The 16,546-nt window shown below is 70.4% G+C and carries 16 protein-coding genes; 8 read left to right on the top strand and 8 right to left on the bottom strand.

Annotated elements, in window-relative coordinates:
- Positions 1-128 precede the first annotated feature (128 nt).
- From MTQ01_RS14320 to MTQ01_RS14295, 6 genes are all read right to left on the bottom strand, one after another.
- A complete protein-coding gene (locus MTQ01_RS14320) occupies positions 129-1,571 on the bottom strand; it encodes a nucleobase:cation symporter-2 family protein (protein ID WP_374207740.1) in 1,443 nt (480 codons plus the stop codon).
- A gap of 701 nt (positions 1,572-2,272) precedes the next feature.
- Complete coding sequence (pucL, locus tag MTQ01_RS14315) at positions 2,273-3,244, bottom strand: factor-independent urate hydroxylase (protein WP_247490364.1); 972 nt, start codon at positions 3,242-3,244, stop codon at positions 2,273-2,275.
- An 8-nt stretch (positions 3,245-3,252) separates the two neighbouring features.
- Positions 3,253-3,723 carry a hydroxyisourate hydrolase gene (locus MTQ01_RS14310; protein WP_247490362.1) on the bottom strand — a complete coding sequence of 157 codons (471 nt, stop codon included), beginning with the start codon at positions 3,721-3,723 and terminating at the stop codon, positions 3,253-3,255.
- On the bottom strand, positions 3,720-4,235 hold the full coding sequence (gene uraD / locus MTQ01_RS14305) for a 2-oxo-4-hydroxy-4-carboxy-5-ureidoimidazoline decarboxylase (RefSeq protein WP_247490360.1): 516 nt from the start codon (positions 4,233-4,235) through the stop codon (positions 3,720-3,722). The genes MTQ01_RS14310 and uraD overlap by 4 nt, the downstream gene beginning before the upstream one ends.
- Positions 4,236-4,537: 302 nt before the next feature.
- The gene (locus MTQ01_RS14300; RefSeq protein ID WP_247490358.1) at positions 4,538-4,843 is read right to left on the bottom strand and encodes a hypothetical protein; all 306 of its coding nucleotides are present in this window, start codon (positions 4,841-4,843) and stop codon (positions 4,538-4,540) included.
- A complete protein-coding gene (locus MTQ01_RS14295) occupies positions 4,822-5,052 on the bottom strand; it encodes a hypothetical protein (RefSeq protein ID WP_247490356.1) in 231 nt (76 codons plus the stop codon). The genes MTQ01_RS14300 and MTQ01_RS14295 overlap by 22 nt, the downstream gene beginning before the upstream one ends.
- 195 nt (positions 5,053-5,247) lie before the next feature.
- Between MTQ01_RS14295 and MTQ01_RS14290 the strand changes: the two genes are divergently transcribed.
- The 3 genes from MTQ01_RS14290 to MTQ01_RS14275 all read left to right on the top strand — a co-directional run bounded on the left by MTQ01_RS14290 (position 5,248) and on the right by MTQ01_RS14275 (position 7,803).
- Positions 5,248-6,426 carry a helix-turn-helix domain-containing protein gene (locus MTQ01_RS14290; protein ID WP_247490354.1) on the top strand — a complete coding sequence of 393 codons (1,179 nt, stop codon included), beginning with the start codon at positions 5,248-5,250 and terminating at the stop codon, positions 6,424-6,426.
- Between the two features lie 76 nt (positions 6,427-6,502).
- Positions 6,503-6,958: an NUDIX hydrolase gene (locus MTQ01_RS14285; protein WP_247490352.1), complete on the top strand. Its 456-nt coding sequence runs from the start codon at positions 6,503-6,505 to the stop codon at positions 6,956-6,958.
- 248 nt (positions 6,959-7,206) lie between these two features.
- Positions 7,207-7,803 carry a hypothetical protein gene (locus tag MTQ01_RS14275; protein WP_247490348.1) on the top strand — a complete coding sequence of 199 codons (597 nt, stop codon included), beginning with the start codon at positions 7,207-7,209 and terminating at the stop codon, positions 7,801-7,803.
- Between the two features lie 210 nt (positions 7,804-8,013).
- Here the strand turns inward: MTQ01_RS14275 and MTQ01_RS14270 are convergent, their stop codons facing one another.
- Together MTQ01_RS14270 and MTQ01_RS14265 are read right to left on the bottom strand one after the other, a co-directional pair.
- On the bottom strand, positions 8,014-8,385 hold the full coding sequence (locus tag MTQ01_RS14270; RefSeq protein ID WP_247490346.1) for a helix-turn-helix domain-containing protein: 372 nt from the start codon (positions 8,383-8,385) through the stop codon (positions 8,014-8,016).
- Positions 8,382-8,645 carry a thiamine-binding protein gene (locus tag MTQ01_RS14265; protein WP_247490344.1) on the bottom strand — a complete coding sequence of 88 codons (264 nt, stop codon included), beginning with the start codon at positions 8,643-8,645 and terminating at the stop codon, positions 8,382-8,384. The genes MTQ01_RS14270 and MTQ01_RS14265 overlap by 4 nt, the downstream gene beginning before the upstream one ends.
- Positions 8,646-8,790: 145 nt before the next feature.
- On the opposite strand from MTQ01_RS14265, the gene MTQ01_RS14260 reads away from it, so the two are divergent.
- The 5 genes from MTQ01_RS14260 (at position 8,791) to gcl (ending at position 16,372) form a co-directional block, all read left to right on the top strand.
- Positions 8,791-9,630: a TIM barrel protein gene (locus MTQ01_RS14260; protein WP_247490342.1), complete on the top strand. Its 840-nt coding sequence runs from the start codon at positions 8,791-8,793 to the stop codon at positions 9,628-9,630.
- Positions 9,631-9,857: 227 nt separating this feature from the next.
- A complete protein-coding gene (locus MTQ01_RS14255) occupies positions 9,858-10,757 on the top strand; it encodes a 2-hydroxy-3-oxopropionate reductase (protein WP_247490341.1) in 900 nt (299 codons plus the stop codon).
- A 564-nt stretch (positions 10,758-11,321) separates the two neighbouring features.
- Complete coding sequence (locus MTQ01_RS14250; RefSeq protein ID WP_247490338.1) at positions 11,322-12,779, top strand: catalase; 1,458 nt, start codon at positions 11,322-11,324, stop codon at positions 12,777-12,779.
- A 378-nt stretch (positions 12,780-13,157) separates the two neighbouring features.
- Complete coding sequence (locus MTQ01_RS14245; RefSeq protein WP_247490337.1) at positions 13,158-14,021, top strand: hypothetical protein; 864 nt, start codon at positions 13,158-13,160, stop codon at positions 14,019-14,021.
- Between the two features lie 563 nt (positions 14,022-14,584).
- Positions 14,585-16,372 (top strand): glyoxylate carboligase, encoded by a 1,788-nt coding sequence (gene gcl / locus MTQ01_RS14240; protein ID WP_247490335.1) that lies wholly within the window; start codon positions 14,585-14,587, stop codon positions 16,370-16,372.
- Positions 16,373-16,546 lie beyond the last annotated feature (174 nt).

Below are 16,546 nucleotides of genomic sequence, written 5' to 3'. Positions count from 1 at the left end.
CCGTCCCGTCGCACGCCGGAATGCCGAAGGGCCCGGATCACCCGCCAACGGCGAAGGGCCCGGATCACCGCCAACGGCGATCCGGGCCGATGCAGGCCGGGCCGGGCCAACCGGCCGACGCCCAACTGTCAGTGGGCGACAGCCGGTTCGGGGGCTTCCTCCTCCTGGGTGCGCCTGCCGACGTGGTGGAAGAGCAGGTTGAGCAGCACGGCCAGTACGCAGCCGGTGCTGATGCCGGAGTCGAGGATGATCGTCAGTTCGTCGGGGAACTGCGAGTAGAAGCCGTGCGCCATCTCGGGGACCAGGCCGACGCCCAGGGTCACCGCCGCGATCAGGCTGTTGGAGGTCTTGCCGAGGTCCGCCTGGGCGAGCGTCTGAACACCGCTGACCGCGATGGTGCTGAAGAGCACGATGCCGACCCCGCCGAGGACCGGCAGCGGTACGGCGGAGATCAGCGCGGCGGCGAGCGGGCAGAGTCCGAGGACGACCATGAACGCGCCGGCGACCGCGACCACGAAGCGGCTGCGCACCCTGGTCATCGCGACCAGCCCGATGTTCTGGGCGAAGGCGCTGGCGGCGAAGCCGTTGAAGAACGGGGCGATCGCGCTGCCGAGGGTGTCGGCACGGAGGCCGGCGGCGATCGTCTTCTCGTCCGCGGGCCGGCCGACGATGCGTCCGAGGGCGATCACGTCCGCGGTGGACTCGGTCATGATCACCAGCATCACGATGCACATGGAGACGATCGCGGGCAGCGAGAACTGCGGTGCGCCGAAGTGGAACGGGGTGGGGAAGCCGATCAGGTCCGCGTCGCCGAGACCGGTGAACTCGGTCATCCCCATGGGTATCGCGACCAGGGTGCCGACGACCAGGCCGAGCAGGATGGACACGGACTTCACAAAGCCGCGTCCGAAGCGGTTGAGCCCGATCGTCACCGCGAGCGTGATCGCGGCGAGTGCGACGCTCTTGCCCGAGGCGCCCTCGCCCTCGGCGCTGCCGTCGGTGACCCAGCCGAGCGCCACCGGCAGCAGCGAGAGACCGATCAGCGCGATCACGCTGCCGGTGACCACGGGTGGGAAGAACCGCACGAGACGGCAGAAAAACGGGCTGATGAGAAAGCCCAGCAGCCCCGCGACGATGACCGCGCCGAAGATCACCGGCAGTCCCGCCGCACCGCCCTCGGCCGCGATGATCGCGGTCATCGCGGCGACGCCGCAGAAGGAGACGCCGTTGACGAACGGCAGCCGGGCGCCGATCTTCCACACGCCGAGCGTCTGGAGCAAGGTGGCGATGCCGGCGGTGAAGAGGCTTGCCGCCATCAGCAGCGTGGTGTCACCGGTGTCCAGGCCCGCCGCCGCGCCGATGACCAGGGGCACCGCGACGACGCCGGCGTACATCGCGGCGACGTGCTGGAGTCCGCTGGTGATCATCTTCCACGGCGAGAGGATCTCGTCGACCGGATGCCGGCCGCCGCCCTCCTCGTCGGCGGAACCTGCGGAACCGGCCTCGGCCGGGTCGGGTGTGCGGTCCGGGTCGGGTGTGCGGTCCTGATGGATCCCGGGCTCTGCGGCCACTGCGGACCTCCTGTCGTTGAACTGCGCCGCGCCAGCGGTGCGAGGGTTTCAGGGAGGTGGTGCGAGTCGTTGGGCCGGCACCCCGGGTGCTCGGGGTGGGAGCACATCGCGGGAGGGGTGGACCGCGGGTGGGGTGGGGCGCTGCCGGAACGGGTACGTGGAGCCACTGCGGCGTACGTACACCGTCCCGGCAGCGTGTTCAGGACCCCGCTCGGGTCCTGAACCACCGGCCGGGAGCCGTCCCTCCCGGCCGGAGTCTGAAGTCTGCGGAACGCGGCGGGCCCGTGGGGTGCGAGCGCCGCGGTCCGCGCACACGGCGGTTGCCGCGGAAGCCTCGGTCGTCCTTTGCGGACATTCGGTTGTGGGGCCCGTGCGCCGCGCCTGCGCGGGCGGGCCGCTGCCGTCGGGCGGGGCCGACGGGCGGGGCGCAGACGCACCGTGCACGGTGTCCGCAGTTCCGCGAGCACGCGGTCTTCGGGTGCGGAGCCGCGGGTGGGGCTCTTCGTGCGCTGGCCTCCTCGTGCGCGGGGCCTGCGGCTGCGGGGCGTGGAGGGGAGCGGGAGCGTCGCCGGCGTAGACGGTGGTGGGCCGCGCCAACCGCCCCGTTCTCCCCCGGGCTTCGCCGCCGCCCGGTGCGCACGCCCCGAACTGCGGGGGCGTGCGCACCGGTTGCGGGCAGCGGCGCAGCGCGGGGTCCGTCCCTAGAGGTTCGTCAGGTCCACCGGGATCAGCGCCTCGGCACCGTCGCGGAGGATGGTGGCCTCGATCAGCCCGTACGGGCGGTCGGCGGCGAAGTAGACCGCACCGTCGTCGGTCTCGTTCTCCATGCCGAACGGCTCCAGGTCCACCAGGAAGTGGTGCTTGTTGGGCAGCGAGAAGCGGATCTCGTCGATCTCGCTGCGGCTGTTGATGACGCGTGCGCCCATCTGGTAGAGCGTCTGCTGGAGCGAGAGGGAGTAGGTCTCGGCGAAGGCGTCCAGCATGTGCTTCCTGGACTGCTCGTAGGAGCGCTCCCAGTTGGGCATCCGGTCCTCGTCGCTGGTCCAGTTGTGCCGCCAGACCCCGGTGACCTCGGTGGCCAGGATGCGGTCGTACGCCTCCTTGAGCGTGGTGTACCGGTCCTTCACATAGCCCCAGAACTCCGAGTTGGTGGAGTTCATGACCGTGAGGTCCTTCAGTCCCGAGAAGACCTCCCAGTGCTCACCGTCGTAGGTGATCTGCGCGGTGCGGGTCTCCTGGCCCTGTCGCACGAACGAGTGCTTGACCTCGTCGGCGCCGATGAACTGCGAGCCGGAGTCGGAGTTCTCGATCCGCTCCCAGGCGTACTCCTCGATCCGGATGCGCGCCCGGTGGATGGGCTCCTGGGAGTCGACGAAGTGACGGGCGAGGTGGATGCCGAACTGCTCGGCGGACTCGATGCCGTACTTCTTGGCGAAGGCGTACACCGTGTTCTTGGTGGTGTCGGTCGGCAGCACGTTGGCGTTGGAGCCGGAGTAGTGCACGTCCTCCATGTCGCCGGAGAGGGCTATGGAGACGTTCAGGTCCTTGATGTGGTGGGTGTCGCCGTCACGGGTGATCTTGACGACGCGGTTCTCGGCCTTGCCGTACTGGTTCTGGCCCAGCATGGTCGGCCGGCCGCGGTGGCTCGGGTTGGTGCGAGAAGTAGCAGTCATCTCGGTCGTCAGCTCCCTCGGTACACGGAGTAGCCGAACGGGTTGAGCAGCAGCGGTACGTGGTAGTGCTCGCCCGGGACGACCGCGAAGACGATCGTGACCTCGGGGAAGAAGACACCGCTGTCCCTTGCGCGGGGGGCGTCCTGCTGTTCCTCGGCTTGCCTGGTGAAGTCGTCGTTGTGGGTGGGTGGTTGGGCGCCGGATGCGGCAGTGGCGCCCGCGTTGTCGGTGGTTCCTGCTTTGCGGGAGGCGAAGTACGGCTCGACCTCGAAGACCAGACGTACGTGGGCGGTGCCCTCCGGAAGTGCCGGAAGGTCCTTGCAGCGCCCGTCGGCGTCGGTGCTCGACGCCCCGAGCGCGTTCCACTCCTCCCGCGGTCCGCCTCGTGCGGACAGCTGTACGGCGACCCCCGCGGCAGGGCGTCCGAGGCTGGTGTCCAGGATGTGCGTGGACACCGAGGCGGTGGTCTCCGTGCTCATGAGTGCGCTTCTCCTTCTGCGAGGCGGGTCAGCCGGATGCGGTTGATCTTCACCAGCTCGGTGCGGACGTTCTCCCGCTCCCGCTCCGGCGTGTTGTCGATACGGCCGCGGAGCGCGTCGCGCATCTGCTCACCGGTGAGCCCGGTGGCACAGATCAGGAAGACGTGCCCGAACCTGTCCTGGTAGGCCAGGTTGAGTTCCAGCAGTTCGCCGCGCAGCTCCTCGGAGGCCCCCGCCATTCCGCCCTGCTCGCGGGCGGAGGTCGGGTCGCCCGGCTTGGGGCGGCCGATCGGCGGGTGGGCGGCCATGGCCTCGGCCAGATCCGCCGCGGTCAGCTCGGCCGTGGCGGAGTCGCTGGCGGCGAAGAGACCTGCGGCGTCACCGTACGGGCGACGGGCAAGCAGCTTGGCCGCCCAGGTGGTCGAGGCACACACCTCCAACAGGTCCGCGCGGGCGGCGGCCTCGTCGGCGGCGTTGAACCGGGTCAGCCCCGGTGTCGGACTCGGAGTCACGGGGGCTCCAGTTTCTCGGCGGTGCCGTGGTGGTCCCGTTCGGGCTGGGGAACAGCTAAACCCCACGACAACCGGACGTCAACACTTTGTTGAAAGTTCGTCTCGGGGTTTCTCCACCCGCCGGACGGAACGGCCGACCGACCGGAGGCCGCCACCACCACCGCGCCGGAACACCACCCCTCGGCATCCGCGCAGCTCAGAGCCGCGGAACCCGTCCCTCCGCCCGGCCGGCGGCGCACCGGCGACGCTTCGGCGGCACCAGGTCCGCCACCCGTGCGCCGCCGGCCCGCCGCCGGCAGCCGTCACAGCAGTTCACCCCGCCGCCGGGTACGCGCGTTCACCTCGCTCAGCCGGTCCCTCAGCGGCGCCCTGCGCGCCTGCAACCCGTCCTCCAGCAGATCGGCGATCAGATGCGCCACCTCCGGCAGCACCTGACCCAGCTCCACCGCCCGCACCGCCCCCTCGCCCGGCTGCTCCCAGACGCACGGTTCGACCCCCAGCCCCGGCGAGACGATCCCCGCCTGCCCGAGGAGCCCGCGCAGCCGCTCCGCCGCACACCGCGCGTTCGCACGACGCCCCTCGGCGATCACCGGTCCACCACCGCGCACAGATCCTCGCGCCGCGTCTCCCACTCGCGACCACCGCTGGGCGGACGCAGCCAGACGAGACCGTCCTCCTCCTGCTGCACCACCCCCACCCGTTCCGCCCGCAGGTCGTACACCGACCCGCCAACGGCCACCTCCACCGCCGAACCCGGCACACACCCGTCCACGAGCGGCACCAGCCGCCCCACCAACCGTTCGATACGATCGGCCATGTCAACACCCCAGTCAGGTAGTTGGCCACGCCCCCGGACTGTTCGCGCAGTCGCGGGGGTCTTCTCATCTCGACACCGGGCTCAACGACCGTTGTTCAAGATCAGTTGACACTCGACTGACACACTCTCAACTGCTGCGGGCCCGCACGCGGTTGTCGCCTCCCCTCGTCCGGGAATGCCTGGCACAGTGGAGTGATGGATGGCACGAAGCCTGCGGCGGGCGACAACATCGCCGTCCTGCGCAGAGCCCGTGGAATCGGCCAGGAGGCCCTGGCCGCCAGGGCCGGAGTGTCGGTGTCGTTGCTCAGGAAGATCGAACGAGGACACCGGGCCGCGACGCCACCGGTCGTCGCGGCGATCGCCAGAGCCCTGGGTGTCAGCACCGGACGCCTCAACGGAAGCCCGTACACGGACCCCGTGGAGCTGGAGACGCAGCTCAACTCGCTGCGGGGCGCAGTCAGGCGGCACACCCTCCCCCGGGAGGACGTACCGGCTCCGGAGGTGCTGGCGAGCAACCTGGCGAAAGCCTCCGCCCTGCGATCCGACACCCGGTACGGCGAACTGCTCGAACTGCTGCCGACCCTCCTCGGCCAGGTGACGGCCTCCGCGCTCACCGCGAGTGGGGACGCGACGGCCTGGACCCGCGTGGCGGACGTGTACGGATGCGCCTTCGCCGTGGCTCACCGCCTGGGCCAGGCCGATCTCGCCGAGACCGTCGTGGCCCGGCAGGCATGGGCCTCCTCCCGAACCTGGAATCCCGCGGCAGAGGCGGCAACAGCCTGGAACGAGGCGGGAGTTCACCAGAGCGCCGGTGACTACGCGGACGGACTGGCGATCGTCGACCGGGCCATCACCGCCTTCGAACGCACCCGCGCCCGCGGGAGCGAATCGGCGATCGTCCTCGGTTCGCTGCATCTGCGCGGCGTGGTGCTGGCCTCGCGACACCGCGACCGTGCGGCCACGGAGTCCCATCTGAACCTGGCCAAGAGCCTGTCCGGGCAACTGCCGGAGGACCGGCTGCTCCACAACCTCACCTTCGGTCCGGGGAACACCGCGCTGTACGAGCTCGCAGCACGCGTCGAGCTCGGCCAGCCGGACAAGGCGTGGGAGATGGCGGAGCCGTTCTCCACACAGCCGCCCAAGGGGCTCCGCCCCAACCGTCTGGGCCGCCTGCACATCGACGCGGCCAGGGCCCGTCTCGCCCTCGGCGACCACGGAGGCGCCGAGGAATCGCTCGGCGCCGCCTTCAAAGTGGCCCCCGAGATGACACGCCTGCATCCAATGGCACGCGAGGTGCTCCGGGTCATGCTGGTCGCGCACCAACGCGCGAGGCCGAGCCTGTCCGCCATGGCGAGGCGATCCGGACTCCGCTAGGACCTGTTGCGAAAGTCGATCTTGATGGCGCTAGGGTTCCGCCTGACATCGTTCGGTGCAGGGAGGGGTGGGGCCTGTGAGCACTCAGGTGAGGACCCGTATTTCGGCGTATGCCATCGCTGTGGAAGATGATCGGCTGTTGTTGGCTCGCTTGTCGGATGCTTCGCCCGTCTTCATGCCCGGTCTGTGGCACTTGCCTGGTGGGGGCATCGATCCAGGCGAACAGCCCGTCGAGGCGCTGGCCCGCGAGCTCATGGAAGAGACGGGCCTTGAACTGATCGAAGCCCACCTGCTCGACGCGAGGACATACTCAGCCCAGAGAAGCGGGGCCAGCTGGAGCCTGACCGCACTGTTTTACGCGGTAGCTCTCAAGGAAGGGGCGCCGACGGTGACCGAGGTTGACGGTTCCACCGAGGCAGCAGTCTGGATCCCTCTGGTCGACGTGCAGGACGACACTGTGCTGTCACCGGCTGCTGCCGACGCTGTGCGCATGCTGGACCGCGCCATGACGACGTTCACAGCCACTCGTTGAGGACTGCGATCAGCTCGGTCGCCTCGTAGCGAACGGCCAACTTGTCATACCTCGTAGCCACGGCACGGTGGCGCTTGAGGCGATTGGTCCCGCACTCAACGGCGTACCGTTCGCGATAGTCACACTTGTCGAACTCTGCGGGCCTCAGTGCCAGGCGACTGGCGGTCGAGGTCGACGTGGAAGCTCGTACTGTGGAGAGGTGGTTGGAGGACGCCTCTCGGGTACCACACCCGCGAACGAGAGAGGCCGTGGCAACCGTCGTGGGGGTGAGCGCTGCCGTGTTGTGGCCGTCCAGGGTGAGGCAGGCAGTGAAGAGCGGATCGGATCGCGAGGTGGTGGCGACGTACCCGTACCGGAACGCGTGCCCCACGTCGGTCTGGACAAGCCTTGTGGACCAGGCGGAGAACGTCATCGAGTACGCCGGATACACGAACTACTTCATCTGGCAGGAGCAACCGCGATTGACGGAACGCCTCCGCGAGAAGGCAGAGTCCGGCTGCGAGGTGCGGTTCCTGGTCGGAGACCCGGACAGCCGGGTCACCCGGGACCGGGAAGCCGTGGAGAACGTCCCCCTGACACTGACGACGCGGATTCGGATCACTCTCGGCGCACTGGAGGCACTCAGAGAACTGCCCTGCGTGCAGGCGCGGTTCAGCGACCAGCACGTGGCTCTCTCGGTGTTCCGGTTCGACGACCAGATGCTGGTCACGCCGCACCTGTCCTCGCTGCTGGGACACGAGAGCCCGACACTCCATCTGCGACGACTCACGGAGGACGGCCTCTTCGATCGGTTTGCCGGCCACGTGACGGCCCTGTGGGAGTGTTCCGACAGATCCGTCTGGTGACGCCTCAACCGCCCTCGGATTCCGGCCCGTTCCAGATTCCGAAGGCGTCTTCACGACCGACAACAGAGCCCGGGCGCGAGGAACCGGGGCCCTGCCCCTGAACCACGGAGGACTTCCAAGGCGGGCCCTCGGCAAGACATCAATGGACGCCGCTGGGACACACGAGCTCGCGCAGCCTCCCCCGCGCGCCCAACTACCGGGCGGGCGGGGCTACTTGGAGCCGTTCTCGCGGTTGAGGTAGTTGTAGACGGTGAACCGGCTGACGCCGAGTGCGGTGGCGACCGTCTCGACGCCGTGGCGCACGGTGAACGCACCACGGGTCTCCAGGATGCGGACCACGGACTGCTTGGTCTTGCGGTCCAGGTCCTTGAGCGGTTTGCCGTGCCGCCGCTCCAGGTCGACCAGTAGATGGTCCAGTGAGTCCGAGAGGTGCGGCAGCCGCACGGCGAGCACCTCCTCGCCCTCCCAGCTCAGCACGACATCGTCGCCGCTCGCCTCGTCCGGGCCGACTATCTCGCCGCCCATCGCGTCCACCAGCGGCTTGACGGCCGCGGCGAACGGGTGCTCCCCCGCCCCGCTCATGCCTCACGCTCTCCTTGCTCCGCGTCCACCACGGTGACCTGGAGGGAGATGCGGTCCGCGCCCGCGTCCAGGCTCCTGCGCAGCAGCGACTGAACCACCGCCAGCACCTCGTCCGCCCCGCCCTCGGCCGTATTGCCGAAGGGGCCGACGTCCACGGCGTCCAGATCGGCGTTCTGCGCGACCTCGCGGGCCACCACGGCGTGCCGAGGCGCCTCGTCCAGATCGAACGGCTCGGTCGTGAACTCAACTTTCAATCGCACGCGCTCAACGTACCGCGCGCCCCCGGCGCCGCCACCACCCAGAACGGACAGTCCAGACGGACCCCTTGACAGCACACTCGACCTCGCTGCAATCTTCCACCACATAGAAAAACACTTCCGCCATACGGAAGGAGCGTTCGACCTCATGGGCTTCACGGATACCCGCTTCACGGTCAACCTCTCGATCCTCTTCACCGAGCTCCCCCTGCTGGAGCGTCCCGCCGCCGCGCGTGCGGCCGGCTTCACCGCGGTCGAGCTGTGGTGGCCGTGGCCGGACAACCCCACGCCCGACCGGGCCGAACTCGACGGCCTGCGCGAGGCGCTGGAAGACGCGGAGGTCCAGCTGACGGGCCTGAACTTCTACGCCGGGCAGCTCCCAGGACCCGACCGGGGCGCGCTCTCGCTCCCCGGCGAGGAGTCGGAGAAGTTCCGGAAGAACGTGGACGTCGTCGCCGACTTCGCCGCATCCGTCGGCTGCCGCGCACTCAACGCGCTCTACGGCAACCGCACACCGGACGCGGACCCCGCCGAGCAGGACGCACTGGCGCTGGAGAACCTGACGCTGGCCGCCCGCGCGGCAGACCGCATCGGCGCCGTCCTCCTGATCGAGGCGCTCAACGAGACCGAGTCGCCGCTCTGCCCGCTGGTCAGCTCCAAGGCCGCGGTCGACCTCGTCGAGCAGGTGAACGCCGCCACCGGGCTGGGCAACGCCAAGTTCCTGATGGACCTCTACCACCTGGCGATGAACGGCGAGAACCTCGCCGAGGTCATCGACCGGCACACCGCCGTCACCGGCCATGTGCAGATCGCCGACTGCCCGGGGCGCGGCGCGCCCGGCACCGGCGACCTGGACTTCGCCGACCTGCTGCGGCAGTTGCGGCAGGCGGACTACGAGGGCTGGGTGGGCCTGGAGTACAAGCCGAGCGACACCCCGAGCGCCGGCTCCTTCGCCTGGCTCCCGGCCCCGCTGCGCGCCGCTCGCTGACGTCGCGCCGAGAACGACTCCTCTCTCGTTCAGGACCTCCCCCAAGGACCCGCGCCACAGACCCGCGCAGCGGACTCGTGAACAGGGGCTCGCACGGCGAGCGGTGTCGTACCGACAGCGTCGTCACTCACCAACTCCCCCTGCCCGGGGGCGACTTCCGGGCGCGCGGCGGGACGGCCGCGCGTCCGGGGGACCCGGGCGGCACCACACGGAAGGCAACACCACAGATGAGCAACGAACTTCCCCGGATCGCCTGGATCGGCCTGGGCATCATGGGCTCCCCCATGGCAGAGAACCTGCTCAAGGCCGGGTACCCGGTCACCGGCTTCACCCTGGAGAAGGAGAAGCTGGACCGGCTCTCCGCCAACGGCGGCACCCCGGCCTCCTCGATAGCCGAAGCGGTGGCGGAGGCGGACGTGGTGATCACCATGGTTCCCGCGGACCCGCAGGTGAAGACCGTGATCCTGGGCGAGGACGGCGTTCTCGCGCACGCCCGTCAGGGCGCCACGATCATCGACATGTCCTCGATCACCCCGCAGACCTCGATCGCGGTCGCCGAGGCCGCCGCCCGGGCGGACAAGGGGCTGTCGGTGCTGGACGCCCCGGTCTCCGGCGGCGAGGCCGGTGCGGTCGAGGCCGTGCTCTCCATCATGGTCGGCGGCGAACAGGCCGACTTCGACCGGGTCAAGCCGATCTTCGACGCGCTCGGCAGAACGGTCATCCGCTGCGGCCCGCACGGCAGCGGCCAGACGGTCAAGGCCGCCAACCAGCTGATCGTGGCGGTCAACATCCAGGCGTGCGCGGAGGCCGTGGTCTTCCTGGAGAAGTCCGGGGTGGACCTGGACGCGGCGCTGGACGTGCTGGCGGGCGGGCTCGCCGGCTCGACGGTGCTGGAGCGCAAGAAGGAGAACTTCAAGAAGCGGGACTTCAAGCCCGGCTTCCGCATCGACCTGCACCACAAGGACATGGGCATCGTCACCGACGCCGCCCGCAGCGTGGGGGCCTCGCTGCCGGTCGGCGCCGTCGTCGCCCAGCTGGTGGCCTCGCTGCGCGCCCAGGGCGACGGCGGGCTCGATCACTCGGCGCTGCTGCGCTCGGTGGAGCGGCTCTCCGGCGACACTGTCTGAGTCGCACGAAAGGCCGCGCGGCCCGGGTCACTCGAAGCGCCCGGAGCAGCCGCAGCTCCCGCCTCGCAGGCGGCTCCTGAGAAAACGCTGCACCGGCCTCGCCGGGTCCGGCCCGCCCCGAGCGGCCGTACTGTCCCGGGGTCGTCGCCGACGCCACCGCCCGACCCGCACCACCCCGCCGCCCCGTCGCGCCGCCGCGCCCGGCAGGGGCCCGAATCGCCTCGCCCGTACGGACGTTGAGGTCGCCCGCGAGAGGTCGCGCGGGGCGAGCGTCCGCGCGGAGCCGCCCGTGTGCGGCGCCCCTCCGGGCGCGCGTCCGCACCGTTCGGCCCGAGGCGCCCGGCGGAGCCGCACCGCGCAACCGGCGCCCCGCGCCGGCCCTGCCGCTGCGCGGATTCCGCCCCCGTTCTCCGGATGGCGGCGCCGACAACTGTCCTGTCGCGCCCAAGGCGCCGCCATCCGGAATTTCAACAAACTGTTGACGCATCGCGGCAGCCGTCCATACGCTCCCAATCCGCGGAAGCTGACTTCCGCAGCCCAGCACGGAAGGTCTAACCCGAGAACATGGCGCAACGAACCCTGACGACCGAGTCCGGCGCACCGGTCGCGGACAACCAGAACTCCGCCTCCGCCGGCGCAGGCGGCCCGCTGCTCCTCCAGGACCAGCACCTGCTGGAGAAGCTCGCCCGCTTCAACCGCGAGCGCATCCCCGAGCGCGTCGTGCACGCCCGCGGCTCGGGCGCCTACGGCCACTTCGAAGTGACCGACGACGTCACGGAGTTCACCCGCGCCGCCTTCCTGGACACCATCGGCAAGCGCACCGAGGTGTTCCTGCGCTTCTCGACCGTGGCCGACAGCCTCGGCGGCGCAGACGCCGTACGCGACCCGCGCGGCTTCGCGCTGAAGTTCTACACCGAGGAGGGCAACTACGACCTGGTCGGCAACAACACCCCGGTGTTCTTCATCAAGGACCCGCTGAAGTTCCCCGACTTCATCCACTCTCAGAAGCGCGACCCGTTCACCGGCCGCCAGGAGCCGGACAACGTGTGGGACTTCTGGGCGCACGCCCCGGAGGCGACCCACCAGGTCACCTGGCTGATGGGCGACCGCGGCATCCCCGCGTCCTACCGCCACATGAACGGCTACGGCTCGCACACGTACCAGTGGACGAACGAGGCGGGCGAGGCGTTCTTCGTCAAGTACCACTTCAAGACCAACCAGGGCGTCCGCAGCCTGAGCAGCGAGCAGGCGGCCGAGCAGGTGGGCAAGGACGCCAACAGCCACCAGACCGATCTGCTCCAGGCGATCGAACGCGGCGTGCACCCGTCCTGGACGCTGTACGTGCAGGTCATGCCCGCCGCCGAGGCCGCGGACTACCGCTTCAACCCGTTCGACCTCACCAAGGTGTGGCCGCACGCGGACTACCCGCTCCAGCGCGTCGGCCGCCTGGTGCTCGACCGCAACCCGGACAACGTCTTCGCCGAGGTCGAGCAGTCGGCCTTCTCGCCGAACAACTTCGTCCCCGGCATCGGCCCCTCGCCGGACAAGATGCTCCAGGGCCGGCTCTTCGCCTACGCCGACGCGCACCGCTACCGGCTGGGCGTCAACCACACCCAGCTCCCGGTCAACGCGCCCAGGGCCACCACCGCCGAGAACTACGGCCGGGACGGTCTGATGGCCACCAACCCGCAGGGCCGGTACGCCAAGAACTACGAGCCCAACTCCCACCAGGGGCCCGTGCAGAGCGACCAGCCGCTGTCCGCCCCGTACGCCCTGGACGGCCACACGGGCAACCACGCACCGGTCGCGCACACCAAGGACGACGACTTCCACCAGGCCGGTGAGCTCTACCGGTTGATGTCCGGGGACGAGCAGCAGCGCCTGGTCGCGAACATCGCCGGCGGCCTGTCCCAGGTGACCCGCGACGACGTCGTGGAGAAGAACCTCGCCCACTTCCGCGCCGCCGACCCCGAGTACGGCCGCCGCGTCGAGGAAGCGGTGCGCGAGCTGCGTGAGAGCTGATTGGGAGGTCGGCTCGCACGCGATTCCCGTATCGCCGGTCGTACACATCCGGTGGAGGGGTGACCGGCGGTACGGGAACACCCTCACAAACTGCCCGGCGGTGCGAACGTCCTGTCGCGCCCAGCTCGCCCCGCCGGGCGACCACTTCCCTCCCGACAGGCCCTGTGCGTCCCGTGGTTCACGGACGCACGGGGCCTGCCCCGTCACCGAACGCGCATCCCCCATCTGGTTTCGGTGACCGGCTCCGGGTGAACATCACTCGATGAGGCCGACTCGCCCGCGGCGCGGGGCCGCCTGCGCCCGCAGGGACGCGCAGAAGCCCCGACTCGCCGTTCCCGCGCGTCACTTCGGCCCACGGGACCTGGAGGGAAGACCGAGATGACGGAGAACGTGCCGGTACGTTGCCCGGACTGCCGCCGGGAGCACGCCTACGCACCTCCGCACTACCCCTGCGCCTGCGGCGCACCCGTCGGCCTGGACATCCACGCCGAGGCCGATCCCAAGCCGATCCGCCGCCGCACCTGGTCGGACTCATGGGTCCGGGTGCGCTGCGTGGAGTGCGGGCGCCAACAGGACTGGCCGGCACCCGAACTGGGCTGCTCCTGCGGTACGTTGCTCCGCCTCCCGCTCCGCTCCGAGCAGCCCTCGCGCACCCCGGACTCCCCCGCCGGAACGTCCGACCCGTCCGCCGACCAGCCCGGCCGCCGATCCGGCGAAGGCCGCGGCGAGCACTTCGACGAGCCCGCGCAGGGGCGCACGGCACCGGACCCCGATCAGCCGCAGAACCCCTGGGCGGACCGGGAGTTCGACCGGACACAGCCGCAGCCCGGGGCGAGCGACGAGGAGTCGGAGCCGGTGGGCCGGCCCGCCTTCCGCCCGGTGACGATCCGTACCGCCAGGGACGCAGTGGTCGCGGCGGGGCGCTACGTGCGCTGGCTCGGCTTCGAGGGCGTGCGCACCTCGGAGACCAGACCCGCCTCCGGCGTCGATCTGCGCGGCCCCGGAATGGTCGCCCGGGTCGACCCGACCACCACCCCGACCAGCCTGCGCGCCGTCGAAACGCTGTGGCTGAACGGACTCAACGAGTCGGCCGTACCCATCTGCTTCTCCCTCGCGGGCTACGCGCGCGACGCCAGGGCGCGCGCGGACTCACTGGACATGCCGCTCTTCGTGCTGGACCTCACCGGCGCCCCGCAGCCGGTCAACACCGCCGCCGACGAACTGATCGCCGAACAGGACTGAGAAGCCCTCCCGGCTCCCGGCTCCCGGCTCCTCACCGACGACGCGCGCCCGTCCGACGGGGCAGCGGGTCCCACGCGTCGACGGCACGGCTCTCGCGCCGCCCGTGCGGGTTCGGCGCGTCTTCACGGCACGCGGGGCTGCTCACCGTGTGCCGCCCGCCGCGCCTTCCTGCCCCGCGGCTCCGCAGCCGCGGGCCCCGCACCACCACACCGCCGCGCGGCATCAACCCGGCCCCTCCGCACGCCCGTTCCCCCCGCCGCAGGGTTCCTCCGCGCCGGGACTCCGTCGTGGGCAGCCCCTCCGTGCGTTCCGGTGCGCCGACCGGCTCCGTGATCGACCGAGGCCACCCGAAGTCCGTCCGGATGCCCTTGACTCCCCCGGCACCGCACTCCTACATTGTTTCCATATAGCAGAACGCTAATTTCGCATTGCGAAAGTCAAGCTCATGCGGTGACCGTCCCCGCCAGCGGAGCGAGTAGCGATCCCTCACCAGTGATTCCGCCCTGCCCCGACTCCTCCGGAGTCCGGCGGCGCGGGTCCGAGCAGTTGAGACAGGAGCACTCATGCCTCGTATGACCGCTGCCCGCGCGGCAGTCGAGATCCTCAAGCGCGAGGGCGTCAGCGACGCCTTCGGCGTTCCGGGCGCCGCGATCAACCCCTTCTACAAGGCGCTCCAGGAGGGCGGCGGGATCCGCCACACCCTGGCTCGGCACGTCGAGGGCGCTTCGCACATGGCAGAGGGCTACACCCGTACCTCGCCCGGCAACATCGGTGTCTGCATCGGCACTTCCGGCCCGGCAGGCACCGACATGGTCACCGGGCTGTACTCCGCCATCGGCGACTCGATCCCGATCCTGTGCATCACCGGCCAGGCGCCGACGCACGTGCTCCACAAGGAGGACTTCCAGGCCGTCGACATCGCCTCCATCGCCGCGCCGGTGACGAAGAAGGCGACCACGGTGCTGGAGGCGGCCCAGGTTCCGGGCGTCTTCCAGGAGGCGTTCCACCTGATGCGCTCCGGCCGCCCCGGGCCGGTGCTGATCGATCTGCCGATCGACGTCCAGCTCACCGAGATCGAGTTCGACCCGGAGCTGTACGAGCCGCTGACGCCCTACCGCCCCTCGGCCACCCGTGCGCAGGCCGAGAAGGCCGTGCGGATGCTGACCGCGTCCGAGCGTCCGGTGATCGTCGCCGGCGGCGGCGTGGTGAACGCGGACGCGAGCGAACTGCTCGTGGAGTTCGCTGAGTTGACCGGCACTCCGGTGATCCCGACCCTGATGGGCTGGGGCACGATCCCGGACGACCACGAGCTGAACGCGGGCATGGTCGGCATCCAGACCGCGCACCGCTACGGCAACGCCAACTTCCTCGACTCCGACTTCGTGCTCGGCATCGGCAACCGCTGGGCGAACCGGCACACCGGCTACAAGCTGGACGTCTACACCCGCGGCCGGAAGTTCGTCCACGTCGACATCGAGCCGACCCAGATCGGCAAGATCTTCGCCCCCGACCTCGGCATCACCTCGGACGCGGGAGCCGCGCTGGAGCTCTTCGTCGAGGTGGCGCGGGAGCTGAAGGCGGCCGGCGAACTCCCGGACCGCACGCAGTGGTCGGCCGCGACCCAGCGCCGCAGGGCGGAGCTGCAGCGCCGTACGCACTTCGACGACATCCCGATCAAGCCGCAGCGGGTCTACGAGGAGATGAACCGGGCGTTCGGCCCGGAGACGCGCTACGTCTCCACGATCGGCCTCTCCCAGATCGCCGGCGCCCAGATGCTCCACGTCTACCGGCCCCGGCACTGGATCAACTGCGGCCAGGCCGGCCCGCTCGGCTGGACGGTCCCGGCCGCCCTCGGCGTGGCGGTGGCCGATCCGGACAGCCCGGTCGTCGCCCTGTCCGGGGACTACGACTTCCAGTTCATGATCGAGGAGCTGGCGGTCGGCGCCCAGCACCGCATCCCGTACGTGCACGTGCTGGTGAACAACTCCTACCTCGGACTGATCCGTCAGGCTCAGATCGGCCTGGACATCAACTTCCAGGTGAACCTGGAGTTCGAGAACATCAACGCCCCCGAGCTCGGCGTCTACGGCGTCGACCACGTCCGCGTCGTCGAGGGCCTGGGCTGCAAGGCGATCCGGGTCACCGACCCGGCCGAGCTGGGCCGCGCCTTCAAGGAGGCGGCCGAGCTGGCCCGGGAGCACCGCGTTCCGGTCGTGGTGGAGGCGATCCTGGAGCGGGTCACCAACATCGCGATGAGCAGGACCGCGGACATCAGCGACATCAGCGAGTTCGAGGAGCTGGCGACGGAGGCGGCGCACGCGCCGACCGCCATCGCGCCGCTGAAGTCCTGAGGCCGCTCCGAAGTCCCGCCGCCGCGGCGGGACTTCGGACTCTGCAACGGCGGCATACACGCTCGCGCCTCCTCCGGCACGCGCCACCGGCCGCGCCGCCGGGCACCGACCGCGCCGCCCCACCGCCGGACACCGCGCACCACCCGCGCGGGCCCGGGGGCGGGGCGGCGCTCT

Source organism: Streptomyces sp. XM4193, assembly GCF_023072595.1.
Classification (GTDB): Bacteria; Actinomycetota; Actinomycetes; order Streptomycetales; family Streptomycetaceae; genus Streptomyces.
Note: the sequence above shows the minus strand (reverse complement) of the source record. Positions and strands in the feature narration are given on the sequence as shown.